Genomic DNA, 16,754 nt, shown 5'->3' with positions numbered 1-16,754 from the left:
CGTTCGGGTGCCGGCCGCACTCGGTCCGCGCAACGAGAGAGCTCTTCATGGTGTCCACATCCCCGTCCGGTGAGTCCGGCGCGTCCACGCGCCGGGCTCACGTCGTCCGCACAGTTCTCGCGTTGGTCGTCATCGCGCCGCTCGCGATCGCCGGCTTCTACATGTGGGCGCTGTGGAATCCGGGCGACACCGTGAGCCGTCTGCCCGTCGCGATCGTCAACGCAGACGCGGGCGCCGAGGTCGACGGCACCCGGATCGTCGCGGGCGACGACGTCGTCGCCGGTCTGGTCGACAGCGGCGACGTCGACTGGAAGGTCGTCTCGGCGCAACAGGCCCAGGACGGCGTCGACGACGGCACCTACTACTTCTCGGTCCTGATCCCGGAGACGTTCAGCGCCGACGTCGCCAGCGCCGCGAGTGGCAGCGGCCGCAAGGCCCAGCTCGATGTCGTCTACAACGACTACAACAGTCTCGTCGCCACACCGGTCGGGGAGAGCGTCGTCGCGCAGGTGCGTTCGGCCGTCTCGGAGTCGATCGGTGAGCAGTCCGTCGATCAGGTCCTCATCGGGCTCGGTGACCTCGGCAAGGGCTTCGGCGAGGCGGCGGCCGGCGCGCAGCAGCTGTCGGCCGGAACGAAGGACGCGCTCGCCGGCACCAACGAGCTCTACGCCGGCAGCAAGGAGCTGTCGACGGGACTCGGTGAGGCGAACCAGGGTGGAAAGGAACTCGCGGCTGGTGCCGGGGAACTCGCGGCGGGCGCCGGCCAGGCTGCGGCGGGCTCGGGTGAGCTGCGCACCGGACTGAACCAATTGGTGGGCGGCACGGACGAGCTGGGGGCCGGCGCGAAACAGATCAGCGAGCTCGTCGACACGGTCACCGGACCGCTGCTCAGCATCCTCGGTGAACAGGGCGAGATCCAGTCCCAGCTCGTCGAGCTGCGGGACGGCGCACGGGAGCTGGCACGTCAGCTCACCGATCCGTCGGCGGACTACCGCGGCGGCCTGATGTCGGCGGCTGCGGGTGCCGGGGAGCTGAACACCGGGCTCGGCGAACTGTCGTCGGGAGCGAACCAGCTGAGCACCGGCGCGAACGAATTGTCGGCGGGACTGGGGCAGCTGAACACCGGCGGAATCCAGCTGCGGGACGGACTGGGGCAGCTGTCGACCGGCATGGGCCAGCTCGACAGCGGAAGCAACGAACTCGCGACCGGGTTGACCGACGGCGCCGCGCAGGTTCCCCAGTTCACCGACGAAGAGCGGGCCACCACGGCAGGGCTCCTGTCCGCGCCCGTCGCCGTCGAGGAGAAGTACGCCTACCCGGCCGCCGGATTCGGGCCCGGTGCGGTGCCGGCTGTGATGTCGGTGCTGTTGTTCCTCGTCGGCATCTTGATCTGGTTCGTCGTCCGTCCGCGTCGGGGAAGCCCGCAGCGCGTGCACGAGAACGTGATCCGGGAGGGGCTGCGTCGCTACCGGGTGCCGGCGCTCGTCACGCTCGTCGCGGCGCTCGTGGCGACGGTGGTCTCGCTCGTCGTCGCCGACGCGGATCCGCCGAGCGTTCTGGCCCTTGCCGCTGTCATGATCCTCGTGGGTGCGGCGGCGGTGGCGCTGGGACGGCTCTTCACGGTGGTCTTCGGTGCGGTGAACGGCACCTTTGTGGCGTTGGGGGCGTTGATGATCCAGATCTTCGCTTTCGGTGCCGTCTACCCGATCGAGCAGATGCCCGCCCCGCTGCAGTGGTTGCACGCACTGATGCCGCTGACGTGGGCGCGCAACGCCATGCGGATGGTCCTCGTCGGCTACTACGGGCCGCGGTTCTGGACGGCGGTCGCAGGCCTCGTCGCGCTGATCGTCGTCGCCGTGGCGTTCACCATCTGGTGGCGACGTCGCCAGGAACCGGCCGGGGACGACGTTCCCCCGATGGGCGACCCCACCGTCGTGATGGAGCGCGTCGGCTGATCAGCACGATCCGCAGCAACGGTCAGGGCCCGGTCGAGTAGTTCGACCGGGCCCTGACCGTTGTGGAGATCTACGAGGCGGCGCGCTCGTCCTCGTCGAGGGTGACGAGCGGGTAGACACCGTTCTCGTCGTGTACCTCGCGTCCGGTGACCGGAGGGTTGAACACGCACAACATGCGCATCGTGGTGACAGGTTCCACCCGGTGTCGCTCGTGCCCGTTCAACAGGTACATCGTCCCGGGCCGGAGCTGGTACACCTCGCCGCTGTCGAGGTCGGTGAGGATGCCGTCGCCCTCGATCAACCACACCGCCTCGATGTGGTTGGCGTAGTGGAACTCGTTGACCGATCCCGCGCGAATGGTGGTCTCGTGGAACGAGAATCCGACGCCGTCGCCGGCGAGCACGATGCGTTTGCTGCGCCAGTTTCCGTCCTCGCTGGTGATGTCGCGGTCGGTGTCGGTGATCTCGTCGGTGGTGCGAACGATCATGAAAGCTCCTCTCGTCGCTACGTTTCCGGTTGGCCCGGGGGTGTCAGGCGAAGACCTTGGCGGTGGCCTCGGCCAGGATGCTCAGTCCGTGGTCGAGCTCGGCCTCGGTGATGGTCAGCGGCGGCAGCAGCTTGACCACCTCGTCGGACGGTCCCGAGGTCTCGGCGAGCAGCCCCTCGTCGAATGCGATTCCGCACACCTTGACGGCCATACCGGGATCGGCGAACACCAGACCCTGGACCATGCCGCGGCCGCGGGTGCTGACGCCGTCGAAAGTCTGGGCCAGGTTCGAGAAGATCTGGCTGATCCGCTCACCCTTCGCGAGCGTGGACTTCTGCAGCGCGTCGTCGGCCCAGTAGTGATCGAGGGCCGCGGTGGCCGTCACGAAAGCCGGGTTGTTGCCGCGGAATGTGCCGTTGTGCTCGCCCGGTGCCCAGAGGTCGAGTTCGGGCTTGAAGAGCGTGAGCGCCATCGGCAGGCCGTAGCCGCCGATCGACTTCGACAGGGTCACGATGTCCGGGGTGATCCCGGCGACCTCGAACGAGAAGAACGGACCGGTTCGGCCGCAGCCCATCTGGACGTCGTCCACGATGAGCAGGATGTCGCGCCGCTGGCACAGGTCGGCGAGGGCCCGAAGCCATTCGGGCCGTGCGACGTTGACGCCGCCCTCACCCTGGACGGTCTCGACGATCACCGCGGCGGGACGGTTGAGCCCGCTGCCCGAGTCGTCGAGCACGCGTTCGAACCACTGGAAGTCTTCGGTGACTCCGCCGAAGTAGTTGTCGAACGGCATGGGGGTGGCGTGCACCAACGGAACACCGGCACCCGCACGCTTCATCGAGTTGCCGGTCACCGACAGTGCGCCCAGCGTCATACCGTGGAAAGCGTTGGTGAAGTTGATGATCGACTCACGGCCGGTGGCCTTGCGGGCGAGTTTCAGTGCGGCCTCGACGGAGTTGGTGCCGGTCGGTCCGGGGAACTGGACCTTGTAGTCGAGCCCGCGGGGCTCGAGGATGTTGCGCTGGAAGCTCTTCAGGAACTCCCGTTTGGCGACGGTGGACATGTCCAGGCCGTGCGTGATGCCGTCGCTCGCGATGTAGTCGATGAGCGCCTGCTTCATCACAGGGTTGTTGTGTCCGTAGTTGAGTGCGCCGGCGCCCGCGAAGAAGTCCAGGTACTCGCGCCCGCCCTCGTCGCGGATCCACGCACCGGACGCGGATTCGAACACGGAGGGCCAGTTACGGCTGTAGCTCCGCACCTCGGATTCGAGCGATTCGAAGATGCTGGTCTCGACTGTGGTCATGGGTGCTCCTTCCTCAGGAGGCATTCCGCGGCGAGATCGTGAAAAGATCCTCGGCCTCGTGCCCGTCGGGAAAATCGTTGGGGGAGAACAGTTCACTCTTGGTGATCTCACATCCGCGCCGATGGGCGACGGACGTGAACAGCGCAATCGATGCGGCATTGTCCGGGCTGATGGTGGTCTCGAGCTTCCAGACACCCTGCAACGCAACATGGTCGAGCAGGTGGGACAGCATGCGTCCGGCCAGTCCGCGGCCCCGCTGATCCTCGTCCACGGCGACCTGCCAGACGAATAGTGTGGCCGGCACCTCGGGGCGCACATAGCCGGTAACGAATCCTACGACCCTGTCGTCGGCGGTCGCGACGATCGAGGTGTCCTGAAAATCTCTGCACCACAACAGGTACGAGTAACTCGAATTGAGGTCGAGCACCTGTGAATCCTTGGCGATCTCCCAGAGCCGGACTCCGTCTGAGATCTGGGGCTTACGAAACTCCACCGCGTCCGGCACGGTGGTTGGGGTATTTCTCAGCTGTGTTGGCGTCATTGTGGTTGGCGTCCTTGTTGTTCGAACGTAACAACCCGACGCCTCGATTTCACGGAACCAGCGAAATCGGACAGAGAAGGCCCTACAGCCGTGCAGGTGAGAAGGTGTATGTGACCCTGATCACAGACGGTATCACTTGGGGGTCGCGAGCGCGAAAGGAAGGACGGCGGGGGCACCTGCCCGACGCAGCGTGCGGGCCGCCATCGTCAGCGTCCAACCCGTGTCGGTGACGGTGTCGAGGAGCAGCACCGGGCGGGCGACACCGGACAGGTCCGGGGCCTCCCACCGTCCGTCGAGTCCCGCGACACGGTACGCCGAATTGGCCGCCGAGACCGGCGCAAGATCGGGCCGCACGTGCAGCACACCCAGATCCTCGAGTCTGCCCACCTCGGCCAGTCGCGTGGTGAGCGACCGCACCAGGATCGGATGCGTCGACGATTCCAGACCCATCACCGCGCCCGGACGTTCGGCCCAGTCCCAGGCCGCGAGGACCTTGATGCAGGCGTCGACGATCGCGTCCGGTACCGGCCCGTCCGGGCCGTCCAACAGGCCTCGCAGGCGCTGACCCCATCCCAGGTCGGACAGTCGGCCGAGTACGCGGCCCGGCTCCGGGCCGTCGGAGATCTTGCCGGACAGGTTGATTCCGAGCTTGGCCATCCCGGTGGGCCACTGCTTGCGCGGCGCGAGGTCGATGCCGGGGCGCTGCAGACGCTGCCGGGTGTCGGCGAGCGTGGTGTCGCTCACGTCGGGGCTGTACTTCGGACCGGCACAGTTGTCGCAACGGCCGCAGTCACCGGCCGCGGCCAGTCCCGGATCGTCGAGCTGTCGGCGCAGGAACGTCATGCGGCACTCGTCGGTGCGCTCGTACTCGAGCATCGCTTGCTGCTCGGCCTGCCGGGCGGCGTCCAGTCGTCCGTAGCGTTCGGCGTCGTACGTCCAGGGCTGCCCGGTGGCCACCCAGCCGCCGCGGACGCGGCGTACCGCTCCGTCGACGTCGAGCACCTTGAGAACGAGGTCGAGTCGCGTCCGGTTCAGTTCCACGAGCGGCTCGAGGGCCATCGTCGACTGCGGGCGATCGGTGTCGAGGACGTCGATGACCTTGCGCACGATGTGCTCACGCGGGAACGACACCGATGCGAAGTAGCTCCAGATCTGCTGGTCCTCGTGCCCGGGCAGCAGCACCACCTCGGCGCTGTCGGTGGAACGCCCGGCTCGGCCCACCTGCTGGTAGTACGAGATGGGCGACGACGGGGCGCCGAGATGCACGACGAACCCCAGATCGGGCTTGTCGAATCCCATGCCCAACGCCGACGTCGCGACCAGTGCCTTGACCCGGTTGTTCAGCAGGTCGTTCTCGAGCACCTCCCGCTCGGCGGCGTCGGTCTGCCCGGTGTACGCGGCGACCTGGTGACCGCGGTCGGCCAGCAGACTCGCCAGGTCGCGGGCAGCGGAGACGGTGAGCGTGTAGATGATGCCGGACCCGGGGAGCTCGTCGAGGTGCTCGGCCAGCCACGCCGCACGCTGGGTGGCCTCCGGGATGCGGACGACCGACATGCGCAGCGAGTCGCGTTCGAGGGTGCCCCGCAGCACCAGCGTCTCGGCGCCGCCCACTCCGAGTTGCGCCGCGACGTCGGTGACGACGCGGTCGTTCGCGGTGGCCGTCGTGGCCAGGACCGGGATGCCCTCGCCGAGTTCCTCGACCAGGGTCCGGATGCGGCGGTAGTCCGGCCGGAAGTCGTGGCCCCAGTCCGAGACGCAATGGGCCTCGTCGACCACGACGAGGCCGGCATCCGCGGCGAGGGACGGCAGCACCTGGTCGCGGAAGTCGGGGTTGTTGAGTCTCTCGGGGCTGACCAGCAGTACATCGAGTTCGCGGGCGGCCACCCGTTCGTGGATCTCGTCCCACTCGGTGACGTTGCCCGAGTTGATCGTCGCCGCCCGAACACCGGCCCGTTCGGCAGAGGCGACCTGGTTGCGCATCAGGGCCAGCAGCGGGGAGACGATGACGGTCGGGCCGTGCCCGTGTGCCCGCAGCAGCTTCGCGGCGATGAAGTAGACCGCCGACTTGCCCCAGCCGGTGCGCTGCACCACGAGCGCGCGCCGTCGGCCGACCACCAGGGCTTCGATCGCCGTCCACTGGTCCTCTCGGAGCCGGGCGTCCGGGCCGGCGAGGTCCCGGAGCAACCGTTCGGCCTCGTCGCGGAGATCGGCGGCGGACTCGGTGCTGGTCGCGGTCGTCATGCGTCCATCGTGCCCGAGGACGCCGACAGGTCCGGTGTCACGGTGGCTCGGGTCAGTAGGTGGAACGCGCCATGTGCAGGATCGGGAACCGGCGACCGTCGGCGTCGGTCTCCGAGCGGCCGAGCGTGACGAAGCCGTGGCGTTCGTAGAACCCGACGGCCTGACGATTCTGTTCGTTGACGTCCAGTACCAGGTCCGGATGATCCGCGAGCGCGCGGTCGAGCAGCGCGGAGCCGATTCCGCGTCCGCGATGCGCGTCGTCGACGAAGAGCATCTCGAGGGAGTTGCCGGCGAGTCCGGAGAAACCCGCAGGCACCCCGTCGACGTCTGCCACTGTGACTTCGACCGCCGGGAGGTAGTCACTGGTCATCCGGGACTCGAAGAACGCGACGTCCTCGGGGGTGAGGAAATCGTGGGTTGCCTCGACCGCGCTCCGCCAGATGCGGACCAGGGCCGGCCACTCCGTCGGACTCGTGCACGGCCGCAGGACCGGATCGGCAGAGATCACCCGGTGAACCGTACGGGCCCCGACCGCGGGTGCCAACCCGATTTCCACGTCAGGCGTCCGCGGCCGAGATTTCCTCGATCTCGGCGCGCGTCGGCGACGCCGCACTGGCGCCGGGACGGGTCGCGGTGAGCGCGCCCGCCGCACAGGCGAACGTCAGCGCCGCGAGCGGGCCGCGGCTCCACGCCGATGCCAGCGCTCCCGCGAACGCGTCACCCGCGCCGGTGGTGTCGACCGCGTCGACCGAGGGGGCGGCGACCCGGAGTTGCTCGCCGCCGGGTCCGCGGTAGCGCGCGCCGTCGGCGCCGAGAGTCGTGACCACGTGCTGCACCCGGGTGAGGGCGTCCTCGCCGAGTTGCCGCTCCTCGGTTTCGTTCACGACGAGGACGTCCACCGCATCGACGAGGCCGTCGGGCAGTGGCTGCGCCGGAGAGGGATTGAGGATCACGACGGTCCCGTGTGCGGCGGCGTGCCGGGCGGCCGCGGTCACGGTGTCGAGAGGGATCTCCAACTGGCACAGCAGGACGTCGGCGTCGGCGATTGCCGCCAGCTCGTCGTGTGTGAGGTCCACGACCCGGGAGTTGGCGCCGGGCACCACGATGATCGAGTTCTGGCCGGAGCTGTCGACAGTGATCGCGGCGACGCCGCTGGGGCCGGGCACCTCCCGCAGCCGTTCGGCGTCCACTTCCGCGTCCACGAGTGTCTGGCGCAGTTCGAGCGCGAACGTGTCGTCGCCCACCGCGCCCACGAAGGCGACGTCCGCTCCGGCCTTCGCCGCGGCGATCGCCTGGTTGGATCCCTTGCCGCCCGGTGTCGTCGCGAACGAGGTGCCGAGGACCGTCTCGCCCGGGGCGGGCATCCGTGCAGCCCGCGCCACCAGGTCCATGTTGATGCTGCCGACGACGACCACGGTGTTCTGCTCCATGTGCCGAGGCTAGTCGCCCCACGCGGGGGACCGGCCGGGGTCAGTACCGCGACGAGGCGCGTCCGAGCAGGGTGAAGTAGCCCGCGCCGACGAGCACGCCGAACACCGCGCCGACCGCGAGGGCGATCCGGCCCGCATCGGTGAAGAACAGCAGTACTACGACGAATGCCAGGAACGTCAGCGCGATCCAGTTGGTGTACGGCGCGCCGGGCAGCCGGTAGTCCGACGCCGGTAGCGCGCCGCGATTGACGAAGCGGCGGTAGCGCAGATGACACGCGAGGATCACACCCCACACGAAGATGATCCCGATCGTCGACACCGAGGTGATGTAGACGAACGCGCGGTCCGGGGACAGGATGTTGACGACGACGCCGATGATCATCGCTCCGGCCGACATGGTGATACCCGCGTACGGCACGTGCCGACTGCTCAACCTGCCCAGCACCTCGGGTGCCTCACGGCGCAGCGACAGGCTGCGCAGCATCCGGCCGGTGGAGTAGATGCCGGAGTTGCACGACGACAGCGCCGCGGTGAGCAGGACGAAATTCATGATGCCGGCGGCGGCGGGGATGCCGATCTGTTCGAGCACCTCGACGAACGGACTCTTACCGGCGTGGAAGTCCTGCCAGCTCGCGACCGAGAGGATGACGATCAGCGAGCCGACGTAGAACAGGCCGATGCGGAACGGCAGCGTGTTGATCGCCTTGCGCAGGGTCTGCTTGGGATCCTTGGCCTCGCCGGCCGTGACGCCGACGAGTTCGACGCCGACGTACGCGAACATGACCACCTGCAGGCTCATCAGCGCACTGCCGAACCCGTTGGGGAAGACGCCGCCGTCCGCCCACAGGTTCGTCACCGTCGGATTGGTGGCGTGACCGAATCCGAGAGTGAGGACGCCGATCCCGATGAGGATCATCCCCAGAATGGCGGTGATCTTGATGGCCGAGAACCAGAACTCGGCCTCGCCGAAGAGCTTCACCGAGATGAGGTTGGCGCTGAACAGCACGAGCAGGACCACGAGCGCGGTCAGCCACGTCGGGACACTCGGCCACCAGTACTCGACGTACTTGCCGGCGACCGTGATCTCGGCCATGCACGTGGCCGCCCACACCGCCCAGTACGCCCACCCGGTGGCGAACCCGAAGAACCGCCCCAGGAACTCCTCGGCGTACTCGGCAAAGCTGCCGGAGATCGGCCGGTACGTCAGCAGTTCGCCGAGCGCCCGCATGATGACGAAGATCGCCAGGCCGGCCGCGAGATACGCGAGGATGAGCGACGGCCCGGCCTCCTCGATCGCGCCGCCGGCGCCGTAGAACAGGCCCGTCCCGATCGCGCCGCCGAGCGCGATCATCTGCACGGTGCGGGCGTTGAGTCCGCGACTGTATCCCTCTGACGGTGCTTGGTGGATCGTCTCGTGTTGTGACACTGACTTTTCCTTATGCAGTCGGCGCATGGGCAGAACGATTATGCGCCCGCGGCGCTCGCTAATCTGTAGAGATGACTGCCGCGACGCACACTTCACCGGCCGCCACCGACTCCGGGGACACCCGCCAGGAGGTCCACGACGCGGCCCGGCGCGCGCGTGTCGCGTCTCGCGCGCTGGCGCTGCTCACCACCGCGCAGAAGGACGCCGCCCTGCAGGCGGCGGCGGACGCGGTCGTCACCGCGACCGACGCCGTGCTCGCCGCGAACGCCGAGGACATCGAGACCGCCCGCGCGGCCGGCACCGAGGACTCTCTCCTCGACCGACTCCGTCTGACGGCCGCGCGTGTCGAAGGCATCGCGTCGGGTCTGCGTCAGGTGGCCGGCCTGGCCGACCCGGTCGGCGAGATCGTCCGCGGTTCGACGCTCCCGAACGGCCTCGAGATCCGACAGGTGCGCGTTCCGCTCGGCGTGGTGGGCATGGTGTACGAGGCCCGCCCCAACGTCACGGTCGACGCGTTCGGGCTGGCGCTCAAGTCCGGCAACGCGGCACTGCTGCGCGGGTCGTCGTCGGCAGCGAAGTCCAACGCCGCGCTGGTGCAGGTGCTGCGCGAGTCGCTCACCGAGCAGGGATTGCCCGCGGACGCCGTCCAGCTGCTACCCAGCGCCGACCGCTCCAGTGTCACGCACCTCATCCAGGCTCGTGGTCTGGTCGACGTCGTCATCCCGCGCGGCGGCGCCGGCCTGATCAACGCGGTCGTCCGTGACGCCACGGTGCCGACCATCGAGACCGGGGTCGGCAACTGCCACGTCTACGTGCACGCCGCCGCGGATCTCGAGATGGCTGAGAAGATCGTCCTCAACGCCAAGACCCGCCGGCCCAGCGTGTGCAACACCGCCGAGACGCTGCTGATCGACGCCGCGATCGCCGAGACCGCGGTGCCCAAGCTGCTGCAGGCCCTGCAGCAGCACAGCGTCACCGTGCACGGCGACCTGCCCGGTCTCGTCCCCGCCACCGAGGACGACTGGTCCGAGGAGTACCTCACCCTCGACATCGCCCTCAAGGTCGTCGACGGTCTCGACGAGGCCGTCGCGCACATCGACCACTACGGCACCGGCCACACCGAGGCCATCGTGACGTCCGATCTGTCCGCTGCGCGCGAGTTCACCACGCGTGTCGACGCCGCCGCGGTTATGGTCAACGCCTCGACTGCCTTCACCGACGGTGAGCAGTTCGGGTTCGGTGCGGAGATCGGGATCTCCACGCAGAAGCTGCACGCCCGCGGCCCGATGGGTCTGGGCGAGCTCACCTCGACCAAGTGGACTGTCTGGGGAGACGGTCATACCCGACCGGCCTGACGGCCCGAAAGGACTGAGCGTGGACCGCGCCCTGCCGACCGCACCGCCGCTGTTCGCGAGTGTCGACGACGTCGTCGAACGGCTCGCCGAGACCGGTTACCTCGCCGACAAGGCGACCGCGACCGCGGTGTTCCTCGCCGACCGGTTGGGCAAGCCGTTGCTCATCGAGGGCCCGGCCGGGGTCGGTAAGACCGAGCTGGCGCGGGCCGTCGCGCAGACGTCGGCGGCCGAGTTGGTGCGGCTGCAGTGTTACGAGGGTGTCGACGAGTCGCGCGCGCTCTACGAGTGGAACCACGCGAAGCAGATCCTGCGCATTCAAGCCGGCAGCGATCACAGCTGGGACGCGACCAAGCAGGACGTGTTCTCGGAGGAGTTCCTCCTGTCGCGGCCGTTGCTGACCGCGATCCGCCGTGAGGACCCGACGGTGCTGTTGATCGACGAGGTGGACAAGGCCGACGTCGAGATCGAGGGCCTGCTGCTCGAGGTGCTCAGCGACTTCGCCGTCACGATCCCCGAACTCGGCACCATCACCGCCACCCGAAAGCCTTTCGCGGTACTCACCTCGAACGCGACGCGGGAGTTGTCCGAGGCGCTCAAGCGGCGCTGCCTGTTCCTGCACCTGGACTTCCCCGACGCCGACCTCGAGCGACGGATCCTGGCGAGCCGGGTGCCCGAACTGCCCGAGGCCGTCGCGGAGCAGCTGGTCCGCACGGTCAACGTGCTGCGCGGCATGCAGCTCAAGAAGGTGCCGTCGGTCTCCGAGACCATCGACTGGGGTCGGACGCTGCTCGCGCTCGGACTCGACACCCTCGACGACGACGCCGTCCGCGCCACGATGGGTGTGGTGCTCAAGCACCGCGCGGATCAGCAGCGCGCCGCCGCCGAACTGCGCCTCAACTGAGAGGACCCGACCGATGGTCACCTCGCCCGCGAACCGTCGTGGCGGCCCGCCCGCGCCGCACGGAATCCCCGGTCATCTCGTCGACTTCGTCGAGGCGCTGCGTCGGCGCGGCATCTCGGTCGGGCCGTCCGAGACGGTCGACGCCGGCCGGGTGATGTCCGTCCTGGATCTGCTGGATCGGGAGGCGCTGCGCGAGGGACTCGCGTGTTCGCTGCTGCGCCGCCCCACCCATCGGGCCACGTTCGACGCGCTGTTCGACTTGTGGTTCCCGGCCGGCGTGGGCCTGCGGGGTCAGGGTGCGGACGAAGCCCCGAGCATTCCCCGGACCCCGGACGGCGAGATCGACTTCGACGCGCTGCAGGAACTGCTCGCCGAACTCCTCTCGGACGATTCGTCGGAGGCGCTCGAACAGCTCGAGGCGCTCGTCGCGCAGATGGTCGAGGACATCGGCAGGTACGAGTCGACGAACGGCCCGTCGTTCTCGGCGTACCAGGCGCTGCGGAACGTCGCGCCGGACACGCTCCTCGACAAGATCCTGTCGGGCCTGCTGGGCAACCAGCCGCAGGAAGGGAAGTCGGGCGGCGACTACGCGTCCGAGGTCGCCAAGCGCGCCGCGGTCCAGCGGATCATGGACTTCCGGAAGATGGTGGAGTCCGAGACCCGGCGCCGGTCGGCGGAGCGGATCGGCAAGGAGCGGGTGGCGAACTACGGGGTGCCCAAGCTTGCCGAAGAGGTCGACTTCCTGCGGGCATCCGACTCCGAACTGGTGGCCCTGCGGCGCAGCGTCACCCCGCTGGCCCGGTTGTTGGCGAGCCGCTTGGCGGTACGACGCAGCCGGGCTCGCTCGGGCGCGATCGACCTGCGGCGCACGCTACGCAAGTCCATGTCGACCGGCGGGGTGCCGATCGATCTGGTGCAGCGCAAGCCCCGCCCGGCCCGCCCCGAACTGGTGCTGCTGTGCGACGTCTCGGGGTCGGTGGCCGGCTTCTCACACTTCACACTGTTGTTGGTGCACGCCCTGCGGGAGCAGTTCTCGCGGGTGCGGGTGTTCGCGTTCATCGACACCACGGACGAGGTGACCCGGTTCTTCGACACCGGGGCCGATCTCGGGGTGTCGATGTCGCGGATGATCCGCGAGGCCGAACTGATCACCTACGACGGGCACTCCGACTACGGGCACTCGCTCGGGGTGTTTGCGGAGCGATACGCGCACACCCTCACCGGACGGAGTTCTCTGCTCGTCCTCGGTGACGCCCGCAACAACTATCGCGATCCCGGCCTGCCGGCCCTCGAGGCTCTGGTGTCCGTCGCGAAGCACGCGCACTGGCTCAACCCGGAACCGCACGGTCAGTGGGGGACCGGCGATTCCGCGGCGCTCGTCTACAACGAGGTGATCGACATGCACGAGTGCCGCTCCGCGCAGCAATTGGCGGCAGTGGTCGCCGGTTTGCTGCCTGTGTGACCGGGTGCGCCGCGGCAGCCCGTAAGCTGGATCCTCGTGCAGCAGCCGACAGCTATCGCCCCGCGGCGCCGCCTGGGCGTGATGGGTGGCACCTTCGATCCGATCCACCACGGCCACCTCGTGGCGGCCAGTGAGGTCGCCGATCGATTCGCTCTCGACGAGGTGATCTTCGTGCCCACGGGACAGCCGTGGCAGAAGGACGACCGCGACGTCAGTCCGGCCGAGGACCGCTACCTCATGACGGTCATCGCGACGGCGTCGAACCCGAGGTTCTCGGTGAGTCGTGTCGACGTCGACCGCAGCAAGATCACCTACACGGTGGACACCCTGCGGGATCTGCGGGCCCAGCACCCCGACGCGGAGCTCTACTTCATCACGGGTGCCGACGCACTCGAGAGCATCCTGTCGTGGCAGGACTGGGAGGAGCTGTTCGCGCTGGCGAAATTCGTCGGCGTCTCGCGGCCGGGCTACGAGCTGCACACCGAGCACCTCTCGTCGCACCTCGAGCGGCTGCCGCGCGATGCGGTGACGTTGATCGAGATCCCCGCGCTGGCGATCTCGTCCACCGAGTGCCGGCTGCGCGCCAGCGAGCACCGGCCGGTCTGGTACCTCGTGCCGGACGGGGTGGTGCAGTACATCAGCAAGCGAAACCTGTACCGACCGCACGGGGTGGAGCGGCTGGACGGGGCGGTCACGATGTCGGAGCCGGTCCCGGCGCGACACCCGGCCGCAGACCCTTCACAATCTTCAGTACAAGCAGAACCGGGAGAACACTGAGTGAGCGCATCGAACGACGCCATCGAGATGGCACGAATCGCGGCACTGGCGGCCGACGAGAAGTTGGCCTCGGACGTGGTGGTGCTCGACGTCTCGGAGCAGCTGGTGATCACGGACTGCTTCGTGATCGCGTCGGCGGCCAACGAACGTCAGGTCAACGCGATCGTCGACAACGTCGAGGACAAGCTGCGTGAGGCCGGGCACAAGCCTGTGCGCCGCGAGGGAGCGCGCGAGGGCCGCTGGGCCCTGATCGACTTCGTCGACATCGTCGTACACATCCAGCACACCGACGAGCGCAATTTCTACGCGCTGGACCGGCTGTGGAAGGACTGCCCGGTGATCCCCGTCGAGGGCGTGGAGCCCCGCAGCCTGTCGCTCGACGAGCCGGCCGACGAGGCGGGGGAGTCGGAGCAGTGACGGCGGCCGCAGCCGGGCCCGCGGTCAGGCGGCTGATCCTGCTGCGGCACGGGCAGACCGAATACAACGCGAGCAACCGGATGCAGGGACAGCTCGACACCGACCTGTCCGATCTGGGGCGGGCGCAGGCGAAGTCTGCCGCGCAGGCTCTCGCCGAGAAGCAGCCGTTCGCGATCGTCTCGTCCGACCTGCGCCGCGCGCACGACACCGCGCTCGCGCTGGGCGACCACGTCGGGCTGTCCGTCGAGACCGACAGCCGCCTGCGGGAGACGCATCTCGGCGACTGGCAGGGGCTCACCCACACCGATGTCGACGAGATCTCGCCGGGCGCGCGGGCGCGGTGGCGGACCGACGCCGAGTGGGCGCCGCCTGCCGGGGAGAGCCGGATCGACGTCGCCGCCCGCAGCTTGCCGGTGGTGCAGGAACTGCTCGCGCGCCACGAGAACTGGGGCGTAGGCGCTGACGCACCCGTGCGCCTTTCTGGTAGTTCCGACTACCGGAACGGCGCACAGGGCGCGGAGCGCCCCCTCGTGCTCGTCGCGCACGGTGGGCTGATCGCTGCGCTGACGGCGCGGTTGCTCGACCTTCCGGCCGATCGCTGGCCGGTGCTCGGAGGACTCGGGAACACCAGCTGGGTGCAGCTCAGCGGACACGGGGAGGGTACGGAACCGGTATGGCGATTGGATGTGTGGAACGCGTCGGCGAACGTCGCCGGCGACGTGCTCTGACGGCGGCGCCGTCGAGTCGGCATCTGACGGCGGCGCCGTCGTGACCGCGTCCGAGCCGGAGCAGCCGGTCCTGCTGGTGGTCGCGGATTCGCTCGCCTACTACGGACCGAAGGGCGGACTCCCCGCCGATCACCCGAGGATCTGGCCGAGCCTGGTCGCGAAGGAATTGGGCTGGCGGGTCGAGTTGGTGGCGCGCATCGGCTGGACCAGTCGTGACGCCTGGTGGGCGATCACGCAGGACCCGCGGGTGTGGGCCGCGGTACCACAGGCCGGGGCCGTGGTGTTCGCGGTCGGCGGCATGGATTCCCTGCCGTCGCCGCTGCCGACGGCACTGCGTGAGCAGTTGCGTTACATCCGTCCGCCGGCGCTGCGACGGGTCGTCCGCACCGGCTACCAGTGGCTGCAGCCGCGGCTGTCGAAGCTGGGCCGACCCGTCGCTCTGCCGCCGCGGCTGTCGGTCGAATATCTCGAGAGCTGCCGGGACGCGCTCGCTGCGATCCGGCCGGACCTCCCGGTGATCGGCACCTATCCGTCGGTGCATCGCTGCGACGCGTACGGTCGGGTGCACGCCGGACGGGAACCCGCGGTGCGGGCCCTCGAGGCGTGGTCCGCGCAGAAGGGGGTGCCGATGGTCGATCTGGCGGCCGCCGTGCGCGACAACGTCTTCTCCGACCACGCCAACCCGGACGGTATCCACTGGGGCTGGGACGCCCACGAGGAGGTGGCCGCGGCGATGATCGACGCGATCAAGAACGTCCGACGTCCGGTGCCGTCCACCGAATCCGGAGCGGAGTAGCGCCGTGCCCGTCGTCGTCGTGACCGATTCGTCGGCCTGTCTGTCGCCCGAACTGGTCGATCGCTTCGGCATCCGGGTGGTCCCGCTGCATCTGCTCAGCGGCGGCCGCGATCTCCTGGACGGCGTCGACCCGGTTCCGGACGACCTGTCCGGGGTGACGACGTCCGGTGCGTCGCCCGGGGAGCTCACCGATGCGTACGCGGCGGCGCTCGAACAGAGCGGCGGCGACGGCGTGGTCGCGGTGCACATCTCGCGCGGTCTCTCCGGCACCTGGGAGGCAGGCCGGCAGGCCGCACAGAAGCTCGGCGAGAAGGTGCGCATCGTCGATTCGGAGTCGACGGGAATGGGCCTCGGGTTCCCGGCGCTGGCGGCCGCCCGGGTGGCACGCGCCGGGGGCAACCTCAAGGTGGTCTACCAGCGTGCCGTGGAGGTGGCAGCGCGGGGGCGGACGTTCATCGTCGTCGACCGTCTCGAGCACCTGCGTCGAGGCGGACGGATCGGCACGGCCGCGGCTCTGCTCGGTACGGCGCTCGCGATGAAGCCGGTCCTGCACGTCGTCGACGGCAAACTGGTCCTCCGCGAGAAGACCCGGACGTCGAGCAAGGCGCTCGCCAAACTCGTCGACGCCGCCGTGATGGAGGCAGGGGAGGGTTCGGCCGCGGTCGCCGTGCACCATTCCCATGCCGCCGAACGGGCCGAGGACGTGGTGGCGCAGCTGAAGGATCGGATTCCCGATCTGAGCGAGGTTGTCGTCACGGAGATCGGTGCGGTCCTCGGCGCGCACGTCGGTCCGGGTGCGGTCGGTGTGGTGGTGTGCCCAGGCGGGGCAGATCTACCTGCAGCGGAGGGCGATTCGAGCCCGTCATCCACAGCTGATCGTTGATCCACAGGTTTCTTTTCGTCGGCTGATTCGGCCGCTGTCCTGCCGGATACGG

The 16,754-nt window shown here is 68.9% G+C and carries 16 protein-coding genes; 9 read left to right on the top strand and 7 right to left on the bottom strand.

The window, feature by feature from the left end:
- Positions 1 to 47: 47 nt before the first annotated feature.
- Positions 48 to 1,955, top strand: a complete 1,908-nt coding sequence (locus tag PSS76_RS17140) for a YhgE/Pip domain-containing protein (protein ID WP_337456378.1) — start codon at positions 48 to 50, stop codon at positions 1,953 to 1,955.
- Positions 1,956 to 2,025: 70 nt separating this feature from the next.
- Here PSS76_RS17140 and PSS76_RS17135 read toward each other — a convergent pair whose 3' ends face one another.
- From PSS76_RS17135 to PSS76_RS17105, 7 genes are all read right to left on the bottom strand, one after another.
- Positions 2,026 to 2,442, bottom strand: coding sequence for an ectoine synthase (locus PSS76_RS17135; RefSeq protein ID WP_005512267.1), 417 nt, complete (start codon positions 2,440 to 2,442; stop codon positions 2,026 to 2,028).
- A gap of 43 nt (positions 2,443 to 2,485) precedes the next feature.
- Positions 2,486 to 3,745, bottom strand: coding sequence for a diaminobutyrate--2-oxoglutarate transaminase (ectB, locus tag PSS76_RS17130; protein WP_005512268.1), 1,260 nt, complete (start codon positions 3,743 to 3,745; stop codon positions 2,486 to 2,488).
- A 13-nt stretch (positions 3,746 to 3,758) separates the two neighbouring features.
- Positions 3,759 to 4,286, bottom strand: a complete 528-nt coding sequence (ectA, locus tag PSS76_RS17125) for a diaminobutyrate acetyltransferase (RefSeq protein ID WP_037084058.1) — start codon at positions 4,284 to 4,286, stop codon at positions 3,759 to 3,761.
- A gap of 132 nt (positions 4,287 to 4,418) precedes the next feature.
- Complete coding sequence (locus PSS76_RS17120) at positions 4,419 to 6,527, bottom strand: RecQ family ATP-dependent DNA helicase (protein ID WP_084869522.1); 2,109 nt, start codon at positions 6,525 to 6,527, stop codon at positions 4,419 to 4,421.
- Between the two features lie 52 nt (positions 6,528 to 6,579).
- Positions 6,580 to 7,035, bottom strand: a complete 456-nt coding sequence (locus PSS76_RS17115; RefSeq protein ID WP_414477666.1) for an acetyltransferase — start codon at positions 7,033 to 7,035, stop codon at positions 6,580 to 6,582.
- Between the two features lie 49 nt (positions 7,036 to 7,084).
- The gene (locus tag PSS76_RS17110) at positions 7,085 to 7,957 is read right to left on the bottom strand and encodes a ribokinase (RefSeq protein ID WP_084869528.1); all 873 of its coding nucleotides are present in this window, start codon (positions 7,955 to 7,957) and stop codon (positions 7,085 to 7,087) included.
- A 40-nt stretch (positions 7,958 to 7,997) separates the two neighbouring features.
- Positions 7,998 to 9,410 carry an amino acid permease gene (locus PSS76_RS17105; RefSeq protein ID WP_013416494.1) on the bottom strand — a complete coding sequence of 471 codons (1,413 nt, stop codon included), beginning with the start codon at positions 9,408 to 9,410 and terminating at the stop codon, positions 7,998 to 8,000.
- A gap of 44 nt (positions 9,411 to 9,454) precedes the next feature.
- On the opposite strand from PSS76_RS17105, the gene PSS76_RS17100 reads away from it, so the two are divergent.
- The 8 genes from PSS76_RS17100 to PSS76_RS17065 all read left to right on the top strand — a co-directional run bounded on the left by PSS76_RS17100 (position 9,455) and on the right by PSS76_RS17065 (position 16,702).
- Complete coding sequence (locus tag PSS76_RS17100; RefSeq protein WP_084979452.1) at positions 9,455 to 10,738, top strand: glutamate-5-semialdehyde dehydrogenase; 1,284 nt, start codon at positions 9,455 to 9,457, stop codon at positions 10,736 to 10,738.
- Between the two features lie 19 nt (positions 10,739 to 10,757).
- Positions 10,758 to 11,639 (top strand): AAA family ATPase, encoded by an 882-nt coding sequence (locus tag PSS76_RS17095; protein WP_005512277.1) that lies wholly within the window; start codon positions 10,758 to 10,760, stop codon positions 11,637 to 11,639.
- A gap of 13 nt (positions 11,640 to 11,652) precedes the next feature.
- Positions 11,653 to 13,101 (top strand): vWA domain-containing protein, encoded by a 1,449-nt coding sequence (locus PSS76_RS17090; RefSeq protein ID WP_084869536.1) that lies wholly within the window; start codon positions 11,653 to 11,655, stop codon positions 13,099 to 13,101.
- Between the two features lie 81 nt (positions 13,102 to 13,182).
- Positions 13,183 to 13,878 (top strand): nicotinate-nucleotide adenylyltransferase, encoded by a 696-nt coding sequence (nadD, locus tag PSS76_RS17085; protein WP_022596734.1) that lies wholly within the window; start codon positions 13,183 to 13,185, stop codon positions 13,876 to 13,878.
- Positions 13,879 to 14,295, top strand: coding sequence for a ribosome silencing factor (gene rsfS, locus PSS76_RS17080; protein ID WP_005512281.1), 417 nt, complete (start codon positions 13,879 to 13,881; stop codon positions 14,293 to 14,295).
- Positions 14,292 to 15,023, top strand: a complete 732-nt coding sequence (locus PSS76_RS17075) for a histidine phosphatase family protein (protein WP_022596732.1) — start codon at positions 14,292 to 14,294, stop codon at positions 15,021 to 15,023. The genes rsfS and PSS76_RS17075 overlap by 4 nt, the downstream gene beginning before the upstream one ends.
- A gap of 40 nt (positions 15,024 to 15,063) precedes the next feature.
- The gene (gene octT, locus PSS76_RS17070; RefSeq protein WP_005512283.1) at positions 15,064 to 15,819 is read left to right on the top strand and encodes a diglucosylglycerate octanoyltransferase; all 756 of its coding nucleotides are present in this window, start codon (positions 15,064 to 15,066) and stop codon (positions 15,817 to 15,819) included.
- A 4-nt stretch (positions 15,820 to 15,823) separates the two neighbouring features.
- Positions 15,824 to 16,702: a DegV family protein gene (locus PSS76_RS17065; protein ID WP_013416490.1), complete on the top strand. Its 879-nt coding sequence runs from the start codon at positions 15,824 to 15,826 to the stop codon at positions 16,700 to 16,702.
- The last annotated feature ends 52 nt before the right edge of the window (positions 16,703 to 16,754 follow it).

The sequence above is a fragment of the Prescottella sp. D32 genome (assembly GCF_037287305.1).
Lineage (GTDB): Bacteria > Actinomycetota > Actinomycetes > Mycobacteriales > Mycobacteriaceae > Prescottella > Prescottella equi.
This window is presented reverse-complemented; position numbering and strand designations above follow the sequence as displayed.

Coding starts and splice junctions, on each gene's coding strand:
- nadD (WP_022596734.1), top strand. CDS start 13,183: ATGGGTGGCACCTTCGATCCGATCCACCACGGCCACCTCGTGGCGGCC.
- PSS76_RS17100 (WP_084979452.1), top strand. CDS start 9,455: ATGACTGCCGCGACGCACACTTCACCGGCCGCCACCGACTCCGGGGAC.
- PSS76_RS17110 (WP_084869528.1), bottom strand. CDS start 7,957: ATGGAGCAGAACACCGTGGTCGTCGTCGGCAGCATCAACATGGACCTG.
- ectA (WP_037084058.1), bottom strand. CDS start 4,286: ATGACGCCAACACAGCTGAGAAATACCCCAACCACCGTGCCGGACGCG.
- PSS76_RS17090 (WP_084869536.1), top strand. CDS start 11,653: ATGGTCACCTCGCCCGCGAACCGTCGTGGCGGCCCGCCCGCGCCGCAC.
- PSS76_RS17105 (WP_013416494.1), bottom strand. CDS start 9,410: ATGCGCCGACTGCATAAGGAAAAGTCAGTGTCACAACACGAGACGATC.
- PSS76_RS17120 (WP_084869522.1), bottom strand. CDS start 6,527: ATGACGACCGCGACCAGCACCGAGTCCGCCGCCGATCTCCGCGACGAG.
- PSS76_RS17135 (WP_005512267.1), bottom strand. CDS start 2,442: ATGATCGTTCGCACCACCGACGAGATCACCGACACCGACCGCGACATC.
- ectB (WP_005512268.1), bottom strand. CDS start 3,745: ATGACCACAGTCGAGACCAGCATCTTCGAATCGCTCGAATCCGAGGTG.
- PSS76_RS17140 (WP_337456378.1), top strand. CDS start 48: ATGGTGTCCACATCCCCGTCCGGTGAGTCCGGCGCGTCCACGCGCCGG.